This window comes from Paraburkholderia sp. ZP32-5 (assembly GCF_021390495.1).
Lineage (GTDB): Bacteria > Pseudomonadota > Gammaproteobacteria > Burkholderiales > Burkholderiaceae > Paraburkholderia.
Genome location: NZ_JAJEJP010000001.1, coordinates 1,972,288 through 1,997,351, shown reverse-complemented (window position 1 = coordinate 1,997,351; position 25,064 = coordinate 1,972,288). Strand labels below are relative to the sequence as shown.

20 protein-coding genes and 2 tRNA genes are annotated in these 25,064 nt (G+C 63.4%); 12 read left to right on the top strand and 10 right to left on the bottom strand.

The window, feature by feature from the left end; translation table 11 throughout:
• Window positions 1-59 precede the first annotated feature (59 nt).
• The 3 genes from L0U82_RS08455 (at window position 60) to pgi (ending at window position 5,280) form a co-directional block, all read left to right on the top strand.
• Window positions 60-1,355, top strand: a complete 1,296-nt coding sequence (locus L0U82_RS08455) for an NAD(P)/FAD-dependent oxidoreductase (protein WP_233829935.1) — start codon at window positions 60-62, stop codon at window positions 1,353-1,355.
• 224 nt (window positions 1,356-1,579) lie between these two features.
• A complete protein-coding gene (locus L0U82_RS08450) occupies window positions 1,580-3,283 on the top strand; it encodes an NAD(P)H-hydrate dehydratase (RefSeq protein WP_233829933.1) in 1,704 nt (567 codons plus the stop codon).
• A 374-nt stretch (window positions 3,284-3,657) separates the two neighbouring features.
• Window positions 3,658-5,280: a glucose-6-phosphate isomerase gene (gene pgi, locus L0U82_RS08445; RefSeq protein ID WP_233829931.1), complete on the top strand. Its 1,623-nt coding sequence runs from the start codon at window positions 3,658-3,660 to the stop codon at window positions 5,278-5,280.
• 117 nt (window positions 5,281-5,397) lie between these two features.
• Here the strand turns inward: pgi and L0U82_RS08440 are convergent, their stop codons facing one another.
• Window positions 5,398-6,084: an ABC transporter ATP-binding protein gene (locus L0U82_RS08440; protein WP_233829929.1), complete on the bottom strand. Its 687-nt coding sequence runs from the start codon at window positions 6,082-6,084 to the stop codon at window positions 5,398-5,400.
• Here L0U82_RS08440 and L0U82_RS08435 point away from each other — a divergent pair.
• Window positions 6,083-6,787, top strand: coding sequence for an arylesterase (locus tag L0U82_RS08435; protein ID WP_233829927.1), 705 nt, complete (start codon window positions 6,083-6,085; stop codon window positions 6,785-6,787). The genes L0U82_RS08440 and L0U82_RS08435 overlap by 2 nt on opposite strands.
• 116 nt (window positions 6,788-6,903) lie before the next feature.
• Window positions 6,904-7,239, top strand: coding sequence for a hypothetical protein (locus tag L0U82_RS08430; RefSeq protein WP_233829926.1), 336 nt, complete (start codon window positions 6,904-6,906; stop codon window positions 7,237-7,239).
• Between the two features lie 162 nt (window positions 7,240-7,401).
• On the opposite strand, the gene L0U82_RS08425 is transcribed toward L0U82_RS08430, so the two are convergent.
• The 8 genes from L0U82_RS08425 to tig form a co-directional block, all read right to left on the bottom strand.
• Window positions 7,402-9,336: a SurA N-terminal domain-containing protein gene (locus L0U82_RS08425; protein WP_233829925.1), complete on the bottom strand. Its 1,935-nt coding sequence runs from the start codon at window positions 9,334-9,336 to the stop codon at window positions 7,402-7,404.
• Between the two features lie 86 nt (window positions 9,337-9,422).
• A tRNA-Asp gene (locus L0U82_RS08420) sits at window positions 9,423-9,499 on the bottom strand.
• Window positions 9,500-9,553: 54 nt separating this feature from the next.
• Window positions 9,554-9,629 (bottom strand) — tRNA-Val (locus L0U82_RS08415).
• A 78-nt stretch (window positions 9,630-9,707) separates the two neighbouring features.
• Window positions 9,708-10,037: an HU family DNA-binding protein gene (locus tag L0U82_RS08410; RefSeq protein ID WP_267929321.1), complete on the bottom strand. Its 330-nt coding sequence runs from the start codon at window positions 10,035-10,037 to the stop codon at window positions 9,708-9,710.
• Window positions 10,038-10,357: 320 nt separating this feature from the next.
• The gene (lon, locus tag L0U82_RS08405; RefSeq protein ID WP_233829923.1) at window positions 10,358-12,778 is read right to left on the bottom strand and encodes an endopeptidase La; all 2,421 of its coding nucleotides are present in this window, start codon (window positions 12,776-12,778) and stop codon (window positions 10,358-10,360) included.
• A gap of 201 nt (window positions 12,779-12,979) precedes the next feature.
• Window positions 12,980-14,251 carry an ATP-dependent Clp protease ATP-binding subunit ClpX gene (clpX, locus tag L0U82_RS08400; RefSeq protein ID WP_085481416.1) on the bottom strand — a complete coding sequence of 424 codons (1,272 nt, stop codon included), beginning with the start codon at window positions 14,249-14,251 and terminating at the stop codon, window positions 12,980-12,982.
• 197 nt (window positions 14,252-14,448) lie between these two features.
• A complete protein-coding gene (gene clpP / locus L0U82_RS08395) occupies window positions 14,449-15,102 on the bottom strand; it encodes an ATP-dependent Clp endopeptidase proteolytic subunit ClpP (protein ID WP_013089401.1) in 654 nt (217 codons plus the stop codon).
• A gap of 208 nt (window positions 15,103-15,310) precedes the next feature.
• Entirely contained in the window at window positions 15,311-16,657 is a 1,347-nt protein-coding gene (gene tig / locus L0U82_RS08390) for a trigger factor (RefSeq protein WP_233829922.1), read from the bottom strand.
• A 539-nt stretch (window positions 16,658-17,196) separates the two neighbouring features.
• Between tig and L0U82_RS08385 the strand changes: the two genes are divergently transcribed.
• The 3 genes from L0U82_RS08385 (at window position 17,197) to L0U82_RS08375 (ending at window position 19,290) form a co-directional block, all read left to right on the top strand.
• Window positions 17,197-18,342, top strand: a complete 1,146-nt coding sequence (locus tag L0U82_RS08385) for a glycerate kinase (RefSeq protein WP_233829919.1) — start codon at window positions 17,197-17,199, stop codon at window positions 18,340-18,342.
• A gap of 62 nt (window positions 18,343-18,404) precedes the next feature.
• Entirely contained in the window at window positions 18,405-18,854 is a 450-nt protein-coding gene (locus tag L0U82_RS08380) for a MarR family winged helix-turn-helix transcriptional regulator (protein WP_233829917.1), read from the top strand.
• Between the two features lie 148 nt (window positions 18,855-19,002).
• Complete coding sequence (locus L0U82_RS08375) at window positions 19,003-19,290, top strand: hypothetical protein (RefSeq protein ID WP_233829915.1); 288 nt, start codon at window positions 19,003-19,005, stop codon at window positions 19,288-19,290.
• Window positions 19,291-19,527: 237 nt separating this feature from the next.
• Here L0U82_RS08375 and L0U82_RS08370 read toward each other — a convergent pair whose 3' ends face one another.
• Window positions 19,528-20,418, bottom strand: coding sequence for a LysR family transcriptional regulator (locus tag L0U82_RS08370; protein WP_233829913.1), 891 nt, complete (start codon window positions 20,416-20,418; stop codon window positions 19,528-19,530).
• Window positions 20,419-20,540: 122 nt separating this feature from the next.
• On the opposite strand from L0U82_RS08370, the gene L0U82_RS08365 reads away from it, so the two are divergent.
• Genes L0U82_RS08365 through L0U82_RS08350 form a run of 4 tightly spaced genes read left to right on the top strand, consistent with a single transcriptional unit; the run spans window position 20,541 to window position 25,059 of the window.
• Window positions 20,541-21,464: an HpcH/HpaI aldolase/citrate lyase family protein gene (locus L0U82_RS08365; RefSeq protein ID WP_233829911.1), complete on the top strand. Its 924-nt coding sequence runs from the start codon at window positions 20,541-20,543 to the stop codon at window positions 21,462-21,464.
• Window positions 21,461-22,711: a CaiB/BaiF CoA transferase family protein gene (locus L0U82_RS08360; protein ID WP_233829909.1), complete on the top strand. Its 1,251-nt coding sequence runs from the start codon at window positions 21,461-21,463 to the stop codon at window positions 22,709-22,711. The genes L0U82_RS08365 and L0U82_RS08360 overlap by 4 nt, the downstream gene beginning before the upstream one ends.
• 33 nt (window positions 22,712-22,744) lie before the next feature.
• The gene (locus tag L0U82_RS08355; protein WP_442793603.1) at window positions 22,745-23,629 is read left to right on the top strand and encodes an amidohydrolase family protein; all 885 of its coding nucleotides are present in this window, start codon (window positions 22,745-22,747) and stop codon (window positions 23,627-23,629) included.
• 59 nt (window positions 23,630-23,688) lie between these two features.
• Window positions 23,689-25,059 (top strand): TIGR00366 family protein, encoded by a 1,371-nt coding sequence (locus L0U82_RS08350; RefSeq protein WP_233829907.1) that lies wholly within the window; start codon window positions 23,689-23,691, stop codon window positions 25,057-25,059.
• Window positions 25,060-25,064: the final 5 nt, after the last annotated feature.

Sequence of the window (25,064 nt, the reverse complement as noted above, 5' to 3'; positions counted from 1 at the left end):
CGCATGTCACATCCAACGGGCGCGCGCCTCAGCCGCCTGTCGGCACATTGAATCAGAGCATGGATGTCATCGTCATTGGCGGCGGGATAGCGGGCGTCGCCACCGCTTATCACCTGCGCGCGGCCGGCCACCGCGTATGTGTCGTCGAGCGCCACGCAACCGTCGCGCAAGGCGCGACCTACGGGCAAGGCGGCACCGTGCTGCCCACGCCGCTCGACGTCTGGTTCGGCCCGACCTTCATGGCGAGCCGCCACAGCGCGAAAAACGGCATCATCGCGAAGACCGGTTTCACTGGGCCGGCACGGCAGTTCGTCAAGCAGCTCGCCGAATTGCAGGAACCCGACGCGTTCGCCCGTCAGTACGCGCTGCTGCGTCCGCTGATCGAATCGTCGCGCGAGTCGATGGCCGACGTCGAAACGCGCTTCGGGCTCGAATTCGAACAGGCGAGCGGGCTGCTGTACCTGGTGCGCGCCGCGCACGAATGGGAACAGAGCGCGGCGGCGCTCGACCTGCTGCGTCAGTTCGAGGTGCCGCATCATGTGATGACGGCAGCCGAATGCGCGGCCTTCGAGCATGCGGTACCCACCGAGCCGGCCTTCGCCGGCGCCGTGCTGTTCGAGCACGAACGCACGGCCAACTGCCCACTCTTCGCGAAGCTGCTCAAACAGGTGCTCGATACCCAGGGCGGCGTGCAATTCATGCCGGGCTGCGAGGTGTCGGGGATCCGTCTCGAAGGCCAGCGCGCGTCGGTCCAGCTGGCGCCGCGCGAGCCCGCATCGCGTTCGCGCGAGGTCGAGGTGATTCACGCCGACGCGGTGGTTGTCGCGGCCGGCTACGGCAGCCTCGCGCTGCTCGATCGCGCCGGCTTGCGCTTGCCGCTGCATCCGCTGCGGCTGCATACGCTGGTCGCGCCGATCGCTCACGAGGAATGCGTGCCGCATGTGGCAATGGTCGACGCGGTCAAGCGCATCGGCATGAGCCGCATGAACCAGCGACTGCGGATCGCCGGTGGCGCGGTGCTGCAAAGCGCCAGCCAGATCGACAAGCCGCTCGGCGAGGCCGTGACGAAAGAAGCGCTCGCGCTGCTCGGCCAGGCGACGCACGACTGGATGCCGGGCGCCGCGCGGATTTCGGCGGCGCTGCCGTGGGAAGGCGTGAAGCTGCTGTCGCCGGATGGCTTGCCGGTGATCGGCAACGCGCTGCATCCGCGGCTGTTCGTCAACGTGGGCCACGGACCGGCAGGCTGGGGGCTCGCGTGCGGCGCCGGCAAGCTCGTCGCCGAACTCGTTTCGGGGCAGACGCCGACGCTCGCGCCGGACACGCTTGCCGCGTTGCGGCCAGAGCGCTTTCAGTAAGGTTCCGCGCCGTGTTGAGCGGCTTGGGCGGATGAGCTTCGTTTCGGCCGCCGTTACCGTCGCGAATCGACGTACTGCTGCCTTCCCGCTTCCCTCTCGTTCCCCTCCCGCTGCTTTGCCGATGCACGCACGGCAAAGCGCCCGCGCACCGCGCGTGCATCGGCACTACCATAGCGATTCCAGAACCTGCCCGCCTCGCCGCGGGCGAACCGCCAGGTTTCGCCATGACCGATGCAGAAAACACGCCGCTCACGCTGGTCGACCCTCTGAATGCCGCATGCCCACGCGCGCTGCCATTGCTTACGCTGACTGATCTGCGCGTCGCCGAATCGCAAGCCGCGGCCGCGCTGCCCGAACACACGCTGATGGCGCGCGCCGGCCACGCGGCCGCGCGCTGGCTGCTCGAACGCATCGCCGCCGATACCTCGGTGACGAAGTCGCAGCAGCGTGTATGGCTGATCGCGGGCCCCGGCAACAACGGCGGCGATGCGCTGGTGGTTGCAACCGAGCTGCATAAGGCAGGCATCGCCGTCGACGTGTGCATGCCGGTCGAAGTGAAGCCCGCCGACGCGCGCTGGGCGCTCGATACCGCGCGTGCCGCCGGCGTGCCGCTGAGCGCTGTGCCGCCAGCATCGCTCGACGGCTATGGCTGGCTCGTCGACGGCATGTTCGGCATCGGCCTTGCACGTCCACTCGACGGTGTGTTCGCGACGCTCGCCCGACAGTTGTCACAACGCGCGAACGCCTGTCCGACGCAAGGCGCGGTACTCGCGCTCGACGTGCCGAGCGGCCTCGACAGCGATACCGGCGCGGTGGTCGGCGGCAGCGGCGCGGCGGTGGTCCATGCGACGCATACGATCACGTTCATTGGCGCAAAACCGGGGCTTTTCACCGCGCAAGGACGCGACCTCACGGGCCGCGTAACGGTCGCGCCGCTCGGCCTGAGCCGAGGTATCAGTGGCGATGGCGGTAGCGCCAGCAATGGCAGCGACAGCAGCACGCGTAACGGCGCTGACAGCGACGGTAGCGGCGCCCGTAGCACTACCCCCCGCTCATCGATCCAACTGAACGCCCCCGAACTGTTTGGCAGCTTCATGCCGCCCCGCGATTTCGCGACCAACAAGGGCACCTTCGGCAGCCTCGCGGTGGTCGGCGGCGACACCGGCATGTGCGGCGCGCCGATCCTCGCGGCGCGCGCGGCGCTCTACAGCGGCGCGGGCAAGGTCCACGTCGCGCTGCTCGGCGAAGGCGCCCCGCCCTATGATCCGCCGCACCCCGAACTGATGCTGCACGCAATCGACACGCTGCCGCTCGATGCAATGGATGCGCTGGCGATCGGCTGCGGGATGGGCCATCGCGACATCGCAACGCGCGTATTGCACGACGTGCTGCCACTCGACGTGCCGAAACTGCTCGACGCGGACGCGCTGAATCTGCTCGCGAAGGACCCCACGCTGGCCGCCGAAGTCACCGCGCGCGGCGTGCAAGGCGATCCGTGCATCCTGACGCCGCATCCGCTCGAAGCCGCGCGCCTGCTCGGCAGCGACGCGCCGACGGTGCAGCGCGACCGGCTGGCGGCCGCGCGCTCGCTCGCGGCGCGCTTTGCGAGCATCGTGGTACTGAAGGGTGTCGGCACGATCGTCGCCGCGCCCGACGGACGCCTCGCGATCAACCCGACCGGCAACGCAGCGCTGGCGACCGGCGGTACCGGCGACGTGCTCGGCGGCATCATCGGCGCGCTGCTCGCACAGCATCTGCCACGCTACGAAGCGGCGCTCGCGGGCGTGTATCTGCATGGCCTCGCCGCCGATACGCTGACCGCGCAAGGTCACGGGCCAGCCGGTCTGACGGCGGGCGAACTCGCGCCGATGGTGCGAAGCCTGCTCAACCGGCTGTTCTATCCGCCCTGTCCGTTGACGGCTGGCTGATACACCTGCATCGGCATTCGCATCGACGTCCACGTCGACGCTCACGTCGCATGCCGCACACGTATCGAGCGCTATCGTCCCTGTATGCGGGCAGCGCCATCATGCGCTGCTGCCGGTCACGCATCCCCGCTATACTGGTTGTCTACGCCGCGCGTCGGATCGATCGCGGGTGGCGGCGGGACTTCAACGGGCGCGCGGCGCTTCGCACTTCGCGAGATTCGCGCGGTCTGCAAGCTTCGCGAAATCCGTGAGTTTCCGCCGGCCGCCAGAACCGAGCCCGGCCGCGCGGCATCGCTCTGACTGCATCGCCGCATCACTCTCGGCCGCGCTTCATGCGCGCGCCTTCCTTCCTGCCCCTTGGTTAGACGGACGCTATGACCCAGAACTCGCTCCCCTCCTGGTCCTCGCTGCAGACCCATTACGAGAAAATTCGCGATGCGCATCTGCGCGACTGGTTCGCTCCCGAGAATGATCCCGCTCCCACGCGTTCCGAGCGCTTCACGTTCGCTGGCGGCGGTCTCGCCGCCGACTTCTCGAAGCACCGCATCACCGACGAAACTCTCAAGCTGCTCGTGCAACTCGCGCGCGAAGCCCGCGTCGAGAAGCGCCGCGACGCGATGTTCGCCGGCGAGGTCGTCAACCCGACCGAAGGCCGCGCCGCGTTGCACACCGCGTTGCGCGCAACCGATCCGAACGCGCCGTTCTTCGCCGAAGTGAAGGCCGAGCGCGCGAAGATGGCCTCTTTCGCCGAGCAGGTTCGCAGCGGCGCGTGGACCGGCTATACCGGCAAGCGGATTCGCCATGTCGTGAACATCGGCATCGGCGGCTCGGATCTCGGGCCGAAGATGGTCGTGCATGCGTTGCATCACCTCGCCGCGGCGGAGATTTCCACGCACTTCGTGTCCAACGTCGACGGCGCCGATCTGTACAACGTGATGCAGCAGATCGACCCCGAAGAGACGCTCGCAATCATCGTGTCGAAAACCTTCACGACGCTCGAAACGATGACCAACGCGCGCTCGCTGCGCGAGTGGTTCATCCAGAAAGGCTGCCCCGAGAGCGCGCTCGCGAAGCACTTCGTCGGCGTGTCGGCGAATCCGGCCGAGGTCGTCAAATTCGGCATCGCGAAAGAGAACGTGTTCGAGATGTGGGACTGGGTCGGCGGCCGTTATTCGCTGTGGTCGGCCGTCGGTCTGTCGATCATGATCTCAGTCGGCCCGCAGCAGTTCGACGAACTGCTCGCCGGCGCCAATGCGATGGATCAGCATTTCCGCGATGCACCGCTGGAGAAGAACCTGCCGGTATTGCTCGGCATGATCGGCATCTGGTATCGCAATTTCTTCGGCTCGCAAAGCTACCTGGTCGCGCCGTACTCGGAAGCGATGCATTTTCTGCCGTCGTATCTGCAGCAACTGGAGATGGAAAGCAACGGCAAGTCGGCGCGGCTCGACGGCGCGATGGTCGACTATCCGACCTCGGCGGTCACGTGGGGGGAACCTGGCACGAACGGCCAGCACGCGTTCTTCCAGATGCTGCATCAGGGTCCGACGATCGTGCCGATCGACTTCATCGCGGTGCTCACGCCAGAGCATCCGCTCGTGAGCCATCATCCGAAGCTGCTTGCGAACTGCTTCGCGCAAAGCGAGGCGCTGATGCTCGGCCGCACGCTCGAAGAGGCGAAGAAAGTGGCCGGTCCGGACAAGCCCGAACTGGCGCCGCACCTCGTGTTCCCCGGCAACCGGCCGACCGCGACGCTGCTGCTCGACGCGCTGACCGCGCGTTCGCTTGGCGCCTTGATCGCGCTCTACGAGCACAAGGTGCTGGTGCAGGCGTCGGTGTGGAATATCAATCCATTCGATCAATGGGGCGTCGAACTCGGCAAGATTCTCGGCAAGGTGGTCGAGGCCGATCTGACGGCGGCGAGCGTCGACGCGAAGAAGCACGATTCGTCGACATCGGCATTGATTGCACGGGCACGCGCGGCGTTGAAGCGGTGATATCTGAGGCAGCGAGTCGGGCTCGCTGCGGTCCGACTCGTTGGAGTCGGGCTCGTTGTAATGCTTTCACTTTCGCAGCGAGCCCGATGCGTTGAGCTGTACGTCCCGCTCAGTTCGTTACGCGAGCCGCCCTGCTTCGATCGTCACCGTCATGTCACAGCGGCGCGCCAGTTCGATGTCGTGCGTGACGAGCACGAGTGTCGCGCCGTGCGCGCGATTCATCTCGAACATCAGATCGATCACCGCGTGGCCGGTGGCCGCGTCGAGGCTGCCGGTCGGTTCGTCGGCGAACAGGATCGCCGGACGCGTGACGAACGCACGCGCGAGCGCAACGCGCTGTTGCTCGCCGCCGGACAGCAGCTTCGGATAGTGTCCGGTGCGCTTGCCCAGCCCGACCTGATCGAGCAGTTCGCGCGCACGTTGCGCGGCGTCGCGTGTACTGATGCCGCCTCGCAGTTCGAGCGGCAACGTGACGTTTTCGAGCGCGGTCAGATGCGGCATCAGTTGAAACGACTGGAACACGAAGCCGACGGCGCCGCCGCGCAATGCCGCGCGCTGGTCTTCATTCAATTCGCCGAGTTCGTGGCCGAGTAGCCGAACCGAGCCCTCGCTTGCGCTGTCCAATCCCGCGAGCAAGCCGAGCAGCGTAGACTTGCCCGACCCGGAGGCACCGACGATCGCGACGCTGCTGCCGGCATCGATCGCAAGATCGATGTCGTCGAGAATCGTCAGCTCGCCTGTTGCATCCTTAACCTTCTTGCACAAACCCCGCACTTCGATGACTGGATCAGTTCTGTTTGGCATGGTGAAGCGTAGGTTGAAAGTGCGCGCCATCGCCCCTCGCGCCGCGGTGTTGACCGCGGCAGTCGGCACGGCCATGATGGCCGTCGCGCTGGTTGTATTGCCCTTACCGGTTCATGCGGCTAATGCGCCGGAGCCCGCGAAGCCGGTGATCGTCGTGCTCGGCGACAGCATCTCCGCCGAATACGGCCTGCCCCGCGACACCGGCTGGGTCGCGTTGATGCGTCAGCGTCTGGCCGAAGAGCGAATCGATTATAGCGTCGCCAACGCGAGCATCAGCGGCGACACGACAAGCGGCGGACGGGCACGCCTGCCCGCGCTGATGCAACGGCTGAAGCCGAACATCGTGATCGTCGAACTCGGTGCCAACGACGCGTTGCGCGGCGTGCCGCTCTCCACGACCGAGGACAACCTGCGCACGATCATCGAGCAGGCTCAGCAAGGTCACGCGAAGGTCCTGCTCATCGGTATGTACGTACCGCCCAATTACGGCCCCGACTACACGCAGAAGTTCCACGGCCTCTACGGCCAGTTGTCGAAGGAATTTCACGTGCCGCTCGTGCCCTTCCTGCTCGCCGGTATCGCGGATAAACCGGACATGTTCCAGGCCGATCAGATTCATCCGACCCAGCAGGCACAGCCCGTGCTACTCGACAACGTGTGGCCCGCTGTCAAGCCACTCCTTCGCACAAGTTCGCCGCACTGAAGGCTGCTGACGACTTGTTTCTGGAACTAGGGGAACACGCGTTGCCGAAGTAGTTGTTGCACTTTCGCGATGCCGTGCGACCCGGCTCATTCTTGAGCGACTCCTGAGGAGATAACGTGAAATACCTACCGTTAATCGCTTTGACTGTTGCCCTCTCTGCCTGCGCCGGCCAACCTCCCGCCGGCGTCCAATCCGTCGGTCAAAGCCAGCAACCGCCACGCGCCGTCGGTACCTGCATCGCGCATAAATGGGCGGACGCTTCGCAACAGCAGGTGGTCTCGCAAACGATGCTCGCCAACGATCAGGCAATGGATGTCTACGTTCCGGGTCAGCAACCGCCTAACGGTGCCGCCGCGGTGGTACGTCCGAACGGCCAGGGTTCGTGGGTCGGCTTCCGCTCGGCCGGTGCCGGCGGTAGTCAGGCGACCAGCGCGATCAGCGGATGTCTGTAATGCCGTCACCTGTCCGGTAGCGGGCGATCGCTTTTTCACCGCCTCTGACTGATGGCGTATTGACGGGCACGCATGTCAATCTCGTGCCGATCGCCAGAATGAAAAAAGCCCCGCACTCGCGGGGCTTTCTTTTGTTCGGTCCATACAGTCCGGCAATGACGCTTACTGGTCGGCCGTCTGCGGGGCGGTATCCACCGAACCGTAGAATTTCACCTTCGAACGCTCGCGCAACGCCTTGATGAAGGCTTCCGCCTGCGTTTGCGCATCGACCTGCGCGACCTGCTGCTGCGACGCGGCGAGAGTGTGCGGGTCGATTGCCGTGCCGGGCACGACCTGGTTCACGCGATAGATCGCATAACCGTCGTCGCCGAGATCGACACCGACGTAAGCCGGCAATTTTTGCCCATCCACTTTGTAGATTGCGCTCAGCGCCGCGGGCGGGACGCCCTGCGAATCATTGCGCGACACCTTCAGCGGCGACGAGAAACCGGTGGTCGTTTTCGACCTCTCGAACTCGGCCAGCTTCGCGAGTCCGTCCTTGTGCGCGGCTTCGTCCGACTGCGCGGCGATCACCTTTTGACGCACTGCGTCCTTGACCGCGTCGAAGGCCGGCACTGCGGCAGGCTTGTAGTCGGTCACGCGTGCCGAGATCAGCGTGTTGCCGCCGACATCGACTGCCTGCGTATTGTTATGCGCCGACACCGAGTCGTTCGCGAATACCGCTTCGAGGAACTTCGGGTTGTTCAGCGGGCTATCGGGCGGCAGTTTCGGATCGGGCTGCGGCGTGACCGTCGCGGTCTGCACCTGCAGCTTGTATTTGTCCGCGGCCGGCTGCAGACTCTTCGCCTTTTCATAGACGAGCGACGTGAAACCTTCCGAGTTGTCGGTGAACGCCTTGGCAGCCAGTTGCGCCTTCAACTCCTTCGTGATCTGGTCTTTCACTTCATCGAACGAGCGCGTGACCGTCGGCTTCACGTCCGTGACCTTGACGATATGAAAGCCGAAGTCCGTTTGCACGATGCCGCTGATTTCGTCCTTCTTCAGCGCGAACACCGCGTCGTCGAAGGCCTGACCGCCTGCGATCATGCCGCGACCAAAGTAACCGAGATCGCCACCCTTCGACGCCGAACCCGGATCCTGCGAATTCTGCTGCGCGATCTGCGCGAACTGGTCAGGATGTGCCTTGACCTGGGCGAGCACTTCTTCGGCTTTCTGCTTTGCCTTCGCCTTGTCGGCCGCGCTCGCATCCTTCGGCGCCGCGATCAGGATGTGACTCGCGCGTACTTCGCCTTCGGTGCGGAAATGAGCAAGGTTGTCGTCGTAGTACTTCTTCAGATCCGCGTCGCTCGGTTGAACCGAGTCGGACAGAGTGGCCGGCGACATCACGACGTACTGGATCGTCGCGGTAGCCTGCGTGGAGAAGTCGTTGCGATGTGCATCGTAGTAGGCCTGCAGTTGCGCGTCGGTCGGCTGGACCTGCGCCGCATAGTCGCGCGGATGGAACGCGATGCCCTGCACTTCACGCTGCTGCAACGCGAGTTCGGTCAGATGCTGCGCCAGCGTCTTCGACGTGAACGCGCTTCCCTGAATGCTCGCCGGCAACTGCTGCATCGCGAGCGTATAGCGCACGCGCTCGTCGTACTGATCGGGCGTCATACCCTGCATCGCGAGCAATTGCTTATAACGCTCGATATCGATCGAGCCATCGGGATTCTTCAGCGACGAGATCACCGGATCGGCCATCAGTGTGCGACGCACGGCATCGTCAGATGCCGTCAGATGCAGGCGCTGCGTTTCATCGGCCAGCACACGCTGCTCGATCATGCCGTCGAGGATTTCGCGGCGATGCTCCGGCGTATCGAACGTCTTCATATCGAACTGCGCGCCGAGCACCTGACGAGCGCGATCGAGTTGCTGACGCATCGCGTCGTCATATTCGACGCGGGTAATGTTGTGGCCGTTGACACTCGCGACGTTTGCACTTTCGTCAAAGAAGCCGCGGAAGCCCTGGATACCCACAAAACCCAACCCCGGCAAAATGACGAGGATGAGCATGAACATCATCAGGCGTTGGTGATTGCGGAAAAAATCGAGCATGCGTAAGGGGTGCCAAAAACAGAACGCCCGATCTTACAACAGCGGGCAATAAAAAAGGCGAACCGGAGTTCGCCTTTCGTGGATACTGGCGGAGTGGACGGGACTCGAACCCGCGACCCCCGGCGTGACAGGCCGGTATTCTAACCGACTGAACTACCACTCCTTATACTGCGCTTTGCTGCATTCGCTGCTGAAACACTGTTCTTGAATCTGAAACTGGTGGGTGCTGAGAGGCTCGAACTCCCGACCTACGCCTTGTAAGGGCGCCGCTCTACCAACTGAGCTAAGCACCCGTTTCGTGATTCAGTGCTTCGTTGCTGCCGCCATCTCCAGACAAGCCGGCTCAGGCAATTCCTCAAGCAGCAAGCCCATTAGTTTAGCGCATCCTTCAGCGCTTTACCAGGCCTAAATTTGGGAACCTTCGCTGCCTTGATTTTGATTGCGGCGCCGGTGCGCGGATTGCGTCCGGTGCGCGCCGTGCGCTTGCCGACTGCGAACGTGCCGAAGCCGACGAGCGTAACCGAACCGCCCTTCTTCAACGTATTTTTGACACCCGCGATCACTGCATCGAGTGCACGGCCGGCCGCGGCCTTTGAGATATCAGCTTGCTCAGCGATGTGATCGATCAATTCCGTCTTGTTCATTCCTACCCCCGAGAATGTATGGCAATTGTGATAGTGCTTTCCTGCGCCTCGCTCCATGCGGCCGGCTGTAAGGCCGGGCCGCCTCATTAGATGTGGCCGAAACCCTTGTGTCAAGCGGGGTTGAGCCTGATCTGAGCGGTTTTAGAGGGACTTTTTTATTGGCCAATATCGCTGCGGGATCAGCGTATCGGCACAGAAATGCGGAACGTCTTTCAGCGCACCCACGATGTGGGAATACAGGACCTTTTCTTGTCCTTCGTCAAACCTTGCGGGCAATAAAAAACCCGCGGCCGAAGCCGCGGGTTTTTGTTCAGATCACATTAAAGCGCTGCTGCCAGCGCTTTCGCGCGTCCGATTGTTTCAGCGCTTTTCAGGCGTCAGTGCTTCACAACCTCGGTGGCGCCGTCCTTGCCCGGCTCAGCCGCGACGGGCGTTGCAGGCTTGGGCTCTTCTTCCGGCAACGGCTGCGGCACACGTTCGAGCGCCAGTTCGAGCACCTTGTCGATCCAGCGGACCGGCACGATTTCGATTGCGTTCTTCACGTTGTCCGGAATCTCCGTCAGATCCTTGACGTTTTCTTCCGGAATCAGCACGAGCTTGATGCCACCGCGATGTGCCGCGAGCAACTTCTCTTTCAACCCGCCGATCGGCAGAACTTCGCCACGCAGCGTGATTTCGCCCGTCATCGCGACATCGGCACGCACCGGAATACCGGTCAACACCGACACCAGCGCCGTCGTCATCGCGATACCGGCCGAAGGACCGTCCTTCGGCGTCGCACCTTCCGGCACGTGGATGTGGATGTCCTGCTTCTCGAACGCTTCGTCCTTGACACCGAGACGACGCGAACGCGAGCGAACCACCGTACGCGCTGCTTCGACCGATTCCTTCATCACGTCGCCGAGTGAGCCCGTGCGCGTGACGTTGCCCTTGCCCGGCATCACAGCGGCTTCAATGGTCAGCAGATCGCCGCCCACTTCCGTCCACGCGAGACCCGTGACCTGGCCAACCTGATTTTCCTTCGCGGCCAGACCGAAGTCGTACTTGCGCACGCCAAGGAACGTGTCGAGGTTGCTGCCGTCGACCTTCACCGCGCCTTCCGCCTTCTTCAGCAGAAGCATCTTCACGACCTTGCGGCAAATCTTCGACACTTCACGCTCGAGCGAACGCACACCGGCCTCACGCGTGTAGTAACGGATGATGTCGCGGATCGCGCTTTCCGTCACTTCGATCTCGCCATCCTTGAGACCGTTGTTCTTCTTCTGCTTCGGCAACAGATAACGCTGCGCGATGCTGACCTTCTCGTCTTCCGTGTAGCCAGACAGACGGATGACTTCCATCCGGTCGAGCAGCGGCGGCGGAATGTTCAGCGAGTTCGACGTCGCGACGAACATCACATCCGACAGATCGAAGTCGACTTCAACATAGTGATCGGCGAACGTATGGTTCTGTTCCGGATCGAGCACTTCGAGCAACGCCGACGACGGATCGCCACGGAAATCCTGGCCCATCTTGTCGACTTCGTCGAGCAGGAAGAGCGGATTGCGCACGCCGACCTTGGTCAGGCTCTGCAGGATCTTGCCCGGCATCGAACCGATGTAGGTCCGACGGTGGCCGCGAATCTCGGCCTCGTCGCGCACGCCACCGAGTGCCATACGCACGAACTTGCGATTCGTTGCACGTGCAATCGATTGGCCCAGCGACGTCTTACCGACACCCGGAGGCCCAACGAGGCACAGGATCGGCGCCTTGACCTTGTCGACACGTTGCTGCACCGCGAGATACTCGAGAATACGTTCCTTCACCTTCTCGAGACCGAAGTGGTCTTCGTCGAGCACGCGCTCCGCATTCGACAGGTCGTTGTTGACCTTGCTCTTCTTGCGCCACGGCAAGCCAATCAGCGTGTCGATGTAGTTGCGCACGACCGTCGCTTCCGCCGACATCGGCGACATCAGCTTGAGCTTCTTCAGCTCGGCGTCGGCCTTCTTCTTCGCTTCCTTCGGCATGCGCGCAGCCGTGATGCGCTTCTCGAGTTCTTCGAGATCCGCACCTTCTTCGCCTTCGCCGAGTTCCTTCTGGATCGCCTTGACCTGTTCGTTCAGGTAGTACTCGCGCTGGCTCTTCTCCATCTGACGCTTTACGCGCCCACGGATACGTTTTTCGACCTGAAGGATGTCGATCTCGGCTTCGAGTTGCGCGAGCAGATGCTCGAGGCGCTCGATCACCGGGAACATCTCGAGGATGTGCTGCTTCTGGTCGAGCTTGAGCGGCAGATGCGCCGCGATCGTATCGGCCAGACGCCCGGCCTCGTCGATGCCCGACAGCGACGTCAGGATCTCCGGCGGGATCTTCTTGTTCAGCTTCACATACTGGTCGAACTGCGACACGATCGCGCGACGCAGTGCTTCGGTTTCAGCGCTGTCGGCGTGGTCGGGTTCGAGCGGCATGACTTCGCACGAGAACTGCGTTTCCTGTTCTTCGATGGAAAGCGTCTTCGCGCGCTGCAAGCCTTCGACGAGCACCTTCACGGTGCCGTCGGGCAGCTTCAGCATTTGCAGGATGTTGGCAACACACCCTACTTCGTACATGTCCTTTTCGGTCGGCTCATCTTTCGCAGCCGTTTTCTGGGCGACGAGCATGATGTGCTTGCCGCCTTCCATCGCTGCTTCGAGAGCCTTGATCGACTTCGGGCGGCCTACGAAGAGCGGAATCACCATGTGCGGGAAAACGACTACGTCGCGCAGCGGGAGCAGCGGCAACGTAATGCGTTCCGGCGGGAGGAGTTGGGTTCCTGACATTTCATTTCCCCATGAGTGGAATCAGTTCGTTCGATAGGTGAGGCCAGCAGAAAATATTGCAAGCCTTCGCGTGTGGGAAAAGTTCAGAGACTCCGAAGGTTCAATGACTCCATAGTGAAAACAACCAATCTGACCACACGATAAACGAAAAAGCCGTTCACGTCGCCATGAACGGCTTTTTTTGCAGAACCCGTAAGCCGATCAGTTCGAACCCGCGACCTTTGGCGCGTCTTCGTAGATTAGTAGCGGTTTGCCGTCGCCGTCGATAACGTTGTCGTCGATGATGACCTTGCTAACGCCTTTCATTTGCGGCAGGTCGTACATCACATCGAGCAACGCCTGTTCCAGAATCGAGCGCAGACCTCGCGCGCCCGTCTTGCGGCGGATCGCTTTGCGTGCCACTGCCTGCAGCGCGGCCGGACGGATTTCGAGTTCGACGCGCTCCATGTTGAACAGCTTGTGGTACTGCTTGACGAGCGCATTCTTCGGTTCGACGAGAATCTTCATCAACGCCGCTTCGTCGAGCTTGCCGAGCGTCGCGACCACCGGCAGACGGCCGATCAACTCCGGAATCAGGCCGAACTTGATCAGATCTTCCGGCTCCACTTCGCGCAGCACTTCGCCTGCATCGCGGTCCTGCTTGCTCTTGACGCTCGCACCGAAGCCGATGCCAGTTTTTTCGGTACGATCGACGATTACCTTCTCGAGGCCGTCGAACGCGCCGCCGCAGATGAACAGGATGTTTGTCGTGTCGACCTGAATGAAGTCCTGATTCGGATGCTTACGACCACCTTGAGGCGGCACCGACGCCATCGTCCCTTCGACCAGTTTCAGCAGCGCCTGTTGCACGCCTTCACCCGATACATCACGCGTGATCGACGGGTTGTCGGACTTGCGGCTGATCTTGTCGATTTCGTCGATATAGACAATACCGCGCTGGGCCTTGTCCACTTCGTAATTACAATTCTGAAGCAGCTTCTGAATAATGTTCTCGACGTCTTCGCCGACGTAGCCGGCTTCCGTCAACGTGGTTGCATCGGCAATCACGAACGGGACGTTCAGAAGGCGCGCGAGCGTTTGCGCGAGGAGCGTCTTGCCGGAGCCGGTCGGACCGATCAGCAGGATGTTGCTCTTCGACAGCTCGATCTCGTCTTTCTTGTCGAGATGCTTAAGGCGCTTGTAGTGGTTATAAACCGCGACCGCGAGGATCTTCTTCGCGCGCTCCTGACCGATCACGTACTGGTCGAGGATTTCGCGGATTTCCTGCGGAGTCGGCAGATCGGACTTGGACAAGCCCGCTTCGATACCCGCGCCTGCAGCTTCGTCGCGAATGATTTCGTTGCACAGGTCGATACATTCATCGCAGATGAATACCGACGGTCCAGCAATCAGTTTCTTGACTTCATGCTGGCTCTTGCCGCAAAACGAGCAATACAACAGCTTTTCGCTGTTAGAACCTTTCTTGTCCGCCATAGATGTGTGAGCCTCCGGACACCGGATTACATAATACGCCGTTTGCCCCTGCCTCGCAGTTTGGGCGCGACAGGGCTAGTGAGCAGGATGACGGCGCTTGCCGCAGACGCCCGGACGGATGTTGATCATGTCACAACCGGCCTGATGACAGTTTTGCCCCGCTTCCCGGCAAAACGGCGGAGCAAAACCGTACCAGTTCAAGGACGCTTGTGCGCCACCTGATCGACGAGACCGTACGCTTGCGCATCGTCGCCGGACATGAAATTGTCGCGATCCGTGTCGCGCGCAATACGTTCGACGGGCTGTCCCGTATGGTGTGCAAGCAGATGATTCAGCCGATCCTTCAAGTACAGAATTTCACGCGCCTGGATCTCGATATCCGATGCCTGACCGCGCGCGCCGCCGAGCGGCTGGTGAATCATCACGCGCGAGTTCGGCAACGCGAAACGCTTGCCCTTCGCACCGGCTGCGAGCAGGAACGCGCCCATGCTCGCCGCGAGACCCATGCACAGCGTGGAGACGTCTGGCTTGATGAACTGCATCGTATCGTAAATCGCCATACCCGCCGACACGGAACCACCCGGGCTGTTGATATAAAAATAGATGTCCTTGTCCGGATTCTCGCTTTCGAGAAACAGCATCTGCGCAACGACGAGATTGGCCGTCTGATCGTTCACCTCGCCGACCAGGAACACGATACGTTCCTTCAGCAAACGCGAGTAAATATCATACGAGCGCTCGCCCCGGCCGCTCGTTTCCACGACGATCGGCACCAGACCGAGTGCCTGCGCTTCGAGATCCCGTGACGACTGGGAGGTCAACGTGTCCAGCATTTGGGCGCGAAAGGTCATGCAATGGATCCTTGTCTGGAAATATCCTGAATATTAGATGCTGGACAAAGGTTGGTGCGGCGAACCCGTATTCAAGTGCCTTAAACGTGCCCTGAGGCACGCACGCGCCGCGCAGCTATGTGCTGAACGCAACCGTCTGAACGGCACAAAAAAACGGCGTGCAAGCCGCCGGTTGCTCCGACAGCCAGCACGCCGTTGCAGCGACGCTTTACGCTTGCGCCGTTGCGCTTGCCAGTTCTTCGAAGCTCACTTCCTTGTCCGTCACCTTGGCCTTGCCGAGCACGAAATCGACGACGTTGGCTTCAACGACATACGCTTCCATTTCGGCAAGACGTTGCTGGTTCGAATAATACCAGCGGACGACTTCCTTCGGGTCTTCGTAGCTTTTCGCGAATTCATCGACTTCCGCGCGAATCTGCTCCGGCTTCGCCTGCAGTTCGTTCGCCTTCACGAGCTCGGCCAGCACGAGGCCCAGCTTGACGCGACGCTCAGCCTGTTCCTTGAACATTGCGGCCGGAATCGGCGCGTCCTTCGCGTTCGGCACGCCGCGCTGCTCCAGATCCTGGCGCGCCATGGCGACGAGGCGTTCCTGATCCTGTTCGATCAGCGCATTCGGCACGTCGAGTTCCGAAATCTTCAGCAGCGCGTCCATCACCTGATTCTTGACGATCGCCTGCGTGCGGCGCTTGGCTTCGCGCTCGAGGTTGTCCTTGATCTCGCCGCGCATCTTGGTCAGATCGCCGTCTTCGATACCGAGCGATTTCGCGAACTCGGCGTCGACTTCCGGCAGATGCGGCCATTCGATCGTCTTCATCGTGATCGTGAATTGTGCGGTCTTGCCCGCCACGTCCTTGCCGTGATAGTCGTCCGGGAACTTCAGATCGAATTCCTTCGCTTCACCGACCTTCAGACCACGCGCCGCGTTTTCGAATTCCGGCAGCATGCGGCCTTCGCCCAGCACGAACGCGAAATCTTCAGCGCTGCCGCCCTGGAATACTTCACCGTCGATCTTGCCGACGAAGTCGACCGTCACGCGGTCGGAGTCCTTGGCTGCCGTATCGGCGCCGCCGTCGCCGTGCTCGCCGGCTTCACCGCGAGCGTGGAAATGCACGCGCTGCTTGCGCAGGATGTCCAGCGTGCGGTCGATTTCCGCTTCGCTGATGGTCGTCGTGGTGCGCTCGATTTCAGCCGTGGCGACATCGCCCAGCTTCACTTCCGGATACACCTCGAAGGTCGCGTCGAACGCGTAATCGCCTTCAGCCGCGTCGGTCTTCGGCGCAAAGCTCGGTTGACCCGCGACGCGCAGGTTCTCGGCGCGGCTGATGTCGAAGAATTCCTTGCCGACCTTGTCGCTCAGCACTTCGGCTTCCACCTGACCCGAATACTGTTGCGTCACCATTTTGAGCGGCACCTTGCCCGGGCGGAAACCCGGCATGCGCACGTTCTTCGCGAGTTGACGGATACGCGAATCCACTTCCTTCTGCACGGCATCCTTCGGCAGGGAAATCGTCACGCGGCGTTCGAGCTTGCCGAGGTTCTCAACAACGTTAGCCATGGCTTCAATCGTCCTAAAATTATTCGAGCGAATCAGTTATCTTCTCCGTGCCGCCTTTCGATGTCGCTTCGCACCGATTCCATCGATCATGCGCCTGCGCCGCGGGCTTGCAGGCCGCCGCGAGCACGGTTGAGTCCAAAGAGCCGAATATTTTAGCAAACTATTTGCGCGCCTAGCCGGGATTCGATGTTTGCATCGGCGTTTGCGCGTATTCCGGCAGCTTTGTGGGCCATTTCAGGCCGCTTTTTGCCCACACCGCACGTTTTTCGCTTCCGCGTCAGCGCACGCTGTCTCTCGCTGGCAGCCCGTTTCGCAGCGCGGTCTTCCGGCCGGTTTCCTCATACGACTTATGCTTGCCGCCCACGCGCGGCAACCCGCGTCCCGGACGTCTATCCAGACGATTCCGCCTATGCCGTTCGACCTATTCAGCCGACGCGTCCATGCTGATAAGCTAACGAACTCGGTGGGGCCCGCCATCATCCGGTCGCGTCGTCCGCTCTCGCGTCTGCTCACAACGATTCCAATTTTTCAGAGACACCATGCCGAATTCGTCGCCCTCGCCCGTCGTCGTCATCGCTCCCGATTCATTCAAGGGCTCGCTCAGCGCGGAACAGGTCGCGCAGGCGATTGCATCCGGCATCCGGCGCGCCTGCCCGGGTGCCGATGTGCGTATCTGCCCGATGGCGGACGGTGGCGAAGGCACGCTCGACGCGATGCTCACAAGCGGCGGCGAGCGGCGCACGCTCAGCGTGCGCGGTGCGGCCGGCCCGACGCGTGAAGCACTGACAGGCCTGCTCGCGGATGGCAGCGCCATCATCGAGACAGCCGAGGTCGTCGGTATCACGGACCCGGTCGGCATGAGCGTGCCGGTCGAGGCGCGTAGCACGCGCGGCATGGGCGAGGCGATCCGCCTGTTGCTCGATGCCGGCGTGCGGCGCTTTTTCGTCGCGCTCGGCGGCAGCAGCACGAACGATGGCGGCGCGGGGCTGCTGACCGGCCTCGGCCTGCAACTCTTCGATGCGCAAGGCAACGCGCTCGAAGGTACGCCCGAACAACTCGCGCGGCTGGCCCGGGTCGATGCCTCTCTGCTCGATGCACGGCTCGCGGATGCGCAATTCGTCGGCATGTCCGACGTCGACAATCCGCTCACCGGCGAGCATGGCGCGACCGCGATCTTCGGCCCGCAAAAAGGTGTGCGGCCGGAACAGGTCGCGCCGATCGACGCGGCGCTCGCGCGCTTCGCCGATCTGCTCGAAGCCGCGCTGGGGCGCACCGCGCGCGAGCTGCCGGGCGCGGGCGCGGCCGGCGGTCTGGGCTTCGCGCTGCATATGCTCGGCGCGCAGTTCGAACCGGGCGCCGAAACGGTCGCAACGCAAATCGGGCTGGATGCAGCGCTTGCCGGCGCCGACTGGCTGATCACCGGCGAAGGCCGCTCGGACGTACAAACGCTGCACGGCAAGGCGCCCTTCATCGCCTGCGCGCATGCGCGGGCCGCGGGCGTGCCTGCCACGCTGCTGTCCGGCGCGATCGATCCGGCCGCGTTGCCGCGTCTCGCCGAACACTTCAGCGGCTGCTTCTCGCCGGCGCCCGGGCCAATCACGCTCGACGTCGCGATTCGCGACGCCGCAAGCCTGCTCGCGAACGAGGCGGAGCAGCTAACACGTCTGAAATACGCGCTGCGTTGACCGGCAAATCGGCTGCGGCAACAATCACAGCGCCACGACCGCTCCACTACTACGGGATGACCATGAAGGACTCCGCAAAAGCCGGGCTCGAGCAGTTCCTCACGTACCGTCTGCATGTGCTGAACAAGCTCGCCGAGCGCGGCATCAGCGCGCGCTATCAGGCCAAGCTCGGCGTAACGCTGCCCGAGGCGCGCGTGATTGCCGCGGTCGGATCGTTCGGCCCGTTCTCGATCATGGAACTCGCGCGCCACGCCAATCTCGACAAGAGCCAGGCGAGCCGCGCGGCCGAAGCGTTGATCCGCCAGGGGCTCGTGCAGCGCGAGGCCAGCGCCGAAGACGGCCGCGTGGTGCTGGTTTCGCTGACACCGGAAGGCCGCGCGCTATACCGCAAGGTGATGCCGATCGCGCGCAAGTGGAACGGCGATATGTTCGATTGTCTCGATGACGACGAAAAGGCCGCGCTCGGCACCGCGCTCGACAAGGTGATCACCGCGATGAGCGAGCGCGAGTAGCACGCCAGCAGCCGAGGCAGACCCGAGGCAGCCAGGCCGCCGCTATTCGACACAGCCGGCGCGTCGTTTCACGACCGCACGCGGCGCATGTCAGAATCTTGGATCGGCCAGCGCGCCTTCATTCTCCTTTTCATCCAGGAAAGTCTCAGTGGACATCAACAAACAGCTTGCGGCACTCACCGCTTCGGAACTCCAGACCGCCGGCGCGAGCCAGGCCACCGCGATTGCGGTCAGCGTCGTGCTGCGTCATCTTCGCTCGCCCGAGCTGGCAAAACTGCTGTCGTCGGCATTCGAAAACCATCAGGCGGTCATGTTGCAAACGCCGTGGCCGGATCAGATGCTGCAGGCCTTCGAATCCACGCGCCGTTTTCTCGAAGGCGCCGTGCAGGCGGAGTTGCCGGGTTCGCAGGAACAGCCGGGAACGACCGGCGCCTGATCGACGACGGCTCGCGGACTGTGCAGAGGCCAACGCACCGCAGGCAGGATCAATCGAGATACAGGAAGGAGCCGCTATCGGCACGCTGCAATCTCCGCGAATGCGCGTATCGGCCCTCCCGCACATTCGCAGATGAACCCATCCGGCACGCCACAATCTCGACAAATGCGCGTGCCGGCCCCTCCCAGAGACATTCGCAAATTTTCTCAGGTCCGGCGCGCCATCTCCGGATGCACATCACCCCCGCCCACCCGGCATCGCGGCGATTACCTCGCGTGCCGCCGTCACCAGCCCCAGAATCAACTGAAGCCGCGCCGAACTGCGCGGCCAGATAATGCCGAAGCGCCGCCGCTCGACCTCATCGGGCAACGCGATCCGCGCGACTCGCAACGATGCCGTCAGCGGCGAGCTGATATCCGGCAGCAGCGACACACCCAGGCCTCGCTCGACCATCATCGCAATCGCCACGATCGAGTTCAGCTCGAAGCGCTCGCGCGGCGCGATGCCATGCCGGCGCAAATAGCGATCCGCCTGGCGGCCGCCGCCGAGCGTGCGGTCGTAACGCAGTAGCGGCTCGCTGCGCAGCAACTCGTGCGCGTCGCGCTTTTTCAGGCTTGCCGGCGCCAATACCACCAGTGGCTCCTCGCGCAACTGCTCCCACGCGAAGCCCTTGGTCAACGCAAACGGCGGATGCAGGCACACCGCCGCATCCAGCTCCCCCGCCTGCAGCGCGTCGAACAGCGCCGCCGATGTACCGAAGCGAATCGACACGTTGACCTGCGGATGCGTCGCGGCAAAAGCTGCCATCGTGTCGGGCACGATGCTGTGCAGCGCCGTGTTGATGGTGCCGAGCCGCAGCTCGCCGACCGACGGCTGATCGTTGACGTAGAGCCGCAGATCGGTGATGTCCTGCAGCAGGCCACGCGAGCGCTCGAGCAACCGATACCCCGCCTCCGTCGGCTGGACCGTGCGCCCCGAGCGCGCCAGCAGACGCGTATTCAGTTCGCGTTCGAGCGCGCGCACCTGCTGCGCGACCGCCGAAGCGGTCAGGTCGAGCCGCCGCGCCGCCTCGGCAAATGACCCGGTATCGACGACCAGCAGAAAGTTGGCGAGGAACTGCGTGTCCATAAGCCGTCCCGTGGCAGGCAAAAAGGCAGGCAAAAAGAGGCAAGCAAAAAGCCAGAAAAACTTTCGATTGAACGAAGATTTTGCCAGTTTATCTTTTGATTCGGCGGCGCGACACTAGGGTCATGAAAAGCAAACTCTTCGTCCCGGGCTCGCGGCCCGAACTGTTCCCAAAGGCGCTCGCGAGCGCCGCCGATGCAATCTCGTTCGATCTCGAAGACGCGGTGGCGCCCGACGCCAAGCCGCGGGCGCGCGGCGAACTGCAAACGCTGTTCGCAAGCGGCGCGCCCCGGGCGTCCGGCAAAACCATCATCGTGCGCGTGAATGCGTACGACACGCCGTGGTTCGCCGACGACCTGCGCGCGATCGTGCGTACCGGCGTCGATCTGATCAACCTGCCGAAGCCCGACAGCGCCGCGCAAGTACGCGACGTTGCCCGCGCGATTGCACGAGCCGAACAGGAGCACGGGCTCACGCAGCCGATCCGCCTGCTGCTGAATATCGAAACGCCGAAGTCTTTGCGTATCGCGCACGAACTGGCTGCGGCGGACGAACGCGTCGCCGGCCTGCAACTCGGCCTCGCCGATCTGTTCGAGCCGATCGGCATCGCGCGCGAGGACTCGGTGTTCGTGCGCCACGCGATGTTCGCGGTGCGTGTGGCCGCCGCCGAAGCCGGCGTGTTCGCGTTCGATTCGTCGTTCGCCGATATCGCCGATGTCGAAGGCTTCAACGCCGAGGCCAGGTTCTCGCGCGATCTTGGCTATATCGGCAAGAGCTGCATCCATCCGAGCCAGATCGCGCTCGCCAACGCGGTGTTCCGTCCGACCGACGAGCAGATCGCGCATGCGCTGAAAGTCGTCGAGGCGGCGCGCGATGCGCAGCAACGCAGCGTCGGCGCGTACGTGGTCGACGGCAAGATGATCGATCCGCCGTTCGTCGCGCGCGCCGAGGCGATCGTCGCCGCCGCGCGCGGACTCGGCCTGCTGCCCGCGGATTCTTCAGCGCGCATGGGCGGAACCACGACAACGAATCCGGAACTCACGCCATGAGCGAATCGACGAACCGCCGCGCGGCCGTGCTGCCGCAAGCGCGCAGCGGCGCGCAAGGACCGCTGTCCGGCATCCGCGTGCTGGATCTGAGCGCGTATATCGCCGCGCCCTATGGCTGCACGCTGCTCGCCGATCAGGGCGCGGAAGTGATCAAAATCGAGCCGCCGATCGGCGATACATTGCGCCACTATCCGTCGACACTCGCCGAAGAAAGCCGCGCGTTCATCGGCATCAACCGCAGCAAGTTCGGCGTCGTGCTGAACCTGAAGGAAGCGGACGACCTCGCGATCCTGCTCGATCTGGTCCGCGACGCCGACGTGCTGGTGCACAACTTCCGCCCGAGCGTCGCGCCGCGTCTCGGTATCGACTACGACACGCTGCGCGCGATCAATCCGCGCCTGATCTATTGCGCAGTCAGCGGCTACGGCGAGAGCGGTCCGCTCGCGGAAAAAGCCGGCTACGACCAGGTGCTGCAGACGATGACCGGCATGTGCCATTACCAGGGCAAACCGGATGGCGCGCCCGAGCTCGTGTACGGCTCGGTGGTCGACTATTACGCGGCCGCGCTGGTCGCGGGCGGTGTCGCGTCGGCGCTGTACGAGCGCGAGAAAAGCGGCGTCGGTCAATACATCGGCGTATCGCTGCTGCGCGCGGCGCTGACGATGCAGTCGGCGCGCATGGTATGGGCCGACGGCGAGCCGCGCGACATCGGCCGCGAGATGCGCGCGGGCGGCGTGACCGGCATTCATCCGACTCGCGAAGGCTACCTGTATCTGTCCGCGAATACGCCGCATTTCTGGCGTGCGCTGTGCGAGAAGGTCGGCCTGGCCGAACTCGCCGACAACGAAAAGTACGACACCGTGCGCAAGCGCTCGCGGCATGCGGATGAAATCGTGCCGAAGCTGCGCGACGCACTGCAAGCGAAGAGCGCACTCGAATGGGAAGCGTTGTTCGGCGAAGAGGTGCCGTGCGCGAGCGCACGTCGTCTGGAAGACATGTTCGACGCGCCGCAGGTGCAAAGCGAACAGATGGTCGCGCAGTTCGAGCACGCTCGGATCGGGCGCTATCGGGGCTTTACGCGGGCGATCAAGTTCGCGCGCACCCCAGGCCCCGATCCGTTCACCGCGCCGGCGCTTGGCGAACATACTGCGCACGTGCGCGCGGCGCTCGATGCAGCGTCCACAGGCTCCACGGCCGGCACCGCGGACCCGCTGCACGACGCGATTCAGGATCCCACCACGCGCTAACGCGCGACTCGAACGAGAGACGAGAGACGCCCGATGTCCGTTGCTTCGCATACCGATCACGATGAACCCCTGGCGCCTTCGTCCGCGACGCATGGAGCGACGCCCGCTCCGATGCCGTACTGCGACGCGCACATGCACATCTACGATCTGCGTTTCGCGCATGACGGGCCGGACGAGCGGGTCGAGCGCGACGCAACCGCCGACGACTACCGCCGCGTGCAGGCGCGCCTCGGACTCACGCGCACCGTCGTCGTCACACCGCGCAACTACGTCACCGACAACAGCATCACCCTCGATGCGATCCGCCGGCTCGGCGCCGAGCGCACGCGCGGCGTCGGCGTGCTGCGCACCGGCGTCACCGAAGCCGAACTGCAGCGCCTGCACGACGGCGGCATTCGCGGCATCCGCTTCACGCTGTATCGCCCGGAATTCGCGGCGGTCGATTTCGACATGCTGGAGCCGCTCGCCGCGCGCATCGCGGGTTATGGCTGGCACGTGCAACTGCATTGGACGGCCGATCAGGTCGTCGAGCATCGCGACAAGCTCGCGCGATTGCCCACGCCGATCGTCTTCGATCATCTCGGCCGCCTGCCGCTACCGGCGGGCACGCGGCATCCGGCGTTCGACGTGATGCGCGAACTGGTCGAAAGCGAGCGCGCGTGGGTCAAGCTGTCCGGTCCTTATCTCGACTCGCAAACCGGCGCGGCGGACGGCTACACCGACCTCGATCCGATCGCCCGCGCATGGATCGACAGCGCGCCGGAGCGCCTCGTGTGGGGCAGCGACTGGCCGCATTCGCCCGTGTCGCTCAAGCCGGACACCGCGGATATGTTGCAACTGCTGTCGCGCTGGGCGCCCGATCCGCGCACGCGCGAGCGGATTCTGGTTGACAACCCGGCGCGGCTCTACGGTTTCTAAGCGCCGCTCAACGACAGGCCGCCACTGACGAGCGGCCATCAAACCAAGCAGGTGGAGACATGAAAGCAGAGGCAGGAGACCTGGCGGCGACGCCTACGCGGCGCAGCTTCGCCGAGGCGACCATCGATCTGTTCGAACGGATCATTCCCGATCCGTTCGTGCTCGCGGTGCTGATCACGATCCTGGTCGCGGCGTTGTCCGCGCTATTCGCGCCGAAAGCGTCGTTCGAACATATCGTGCTCGGCTGGTACAAGGGCTTCTTCGACATTCTGACGTTCGGCTTCCAGATCATTCTGGTGCTGGTCACCGGTCACGCGTTCGCGCATGCGCCGCCGGTACAGCGCGTGTTCAAATCGATCGTCGGCGTCGCGCGCACGCCGGTGCAGGCCGCCACGCTGACCTTCCTGCTGGTCGCGATCGCGTCGTTCTTCAACTGGGGGCTTGGCCTCGTCGTCAGCGCGCTGCTCGCGCGCGAAGTCGCCAAACGCATGCCGGTCGATTTCGCGTGGATCGTTGCGGCCGGATTTTCCGGCTGGGTCGTCCAGGCGGGCGGCATCTCGAGCACGATCGTGCTCGCGCAGGCCACGCACGGCAGCCCGATGAACGTCGTCGAAAAGCTGACCGGCCACGTGCTGCCGTTCACCGAGACTGTGTTCACGCCGTTCAACCTGATTCCTGCCGCGGTGATGCTGGTCGCGACACCGATCGTGATTGCGCTGATGCGCCCGCGCGACGCGGACGCGATCGTGCTCGACATCGCAAAAAATCCTGACCCAACGCCGCCCGCTCGCCCCGCCACGATGTCGTTCGCGAAACGCCTCGAATATTCGCGCGTGGCCAGTCTGTTGCTCGGCGTGGCAGGCGTGGCCGTCGTCGTGTTCACGCAGATCCTGAATATCGGCACGTTCTCGGGCGTCAACGCAGTGATCTTCGTGATGTTCATTCTTGGCCTCGTGCTGCACGGCTATCCGCTCGCGTACGGCAACGCGGTGAAAAACGCCGCGCGCCAGGCCGGCTCGATGACGCTGCAATACCCGCTCTATGGCGGCGTGATGGGCATCATGGCGGCCACCGGCCTGCCCGGCGTGATCGCGAACTTCTTCATCGCGATCTCCACGACTCACACGCTGCCGTTCTGGAGTTATGTGTGCTCGCTGCTCGTGACGTTTCTGGTGCCGAGCGGCGGCGGACACTGGGCCGTGCAAGGGCCGTTCGTGATTCCGGCGGCGGTCGCGCTGCACTCGTCGACGGCAGCCACCTCGATGGCGGTCGCGGTCGGCGAACAGGTGTCGAACATGATGCAGCCGTTCTGGGCCGCGCCGGTGGTCGCGATGGCCGGCGTCGGCGTGCAGCGCGTACTCGGCTTCACGATGATGACCTTCCTGCTCGGCGCCGTCGTGTACGGCGTGGCCTTCCTCTTTCTCGTTTGAGTGTC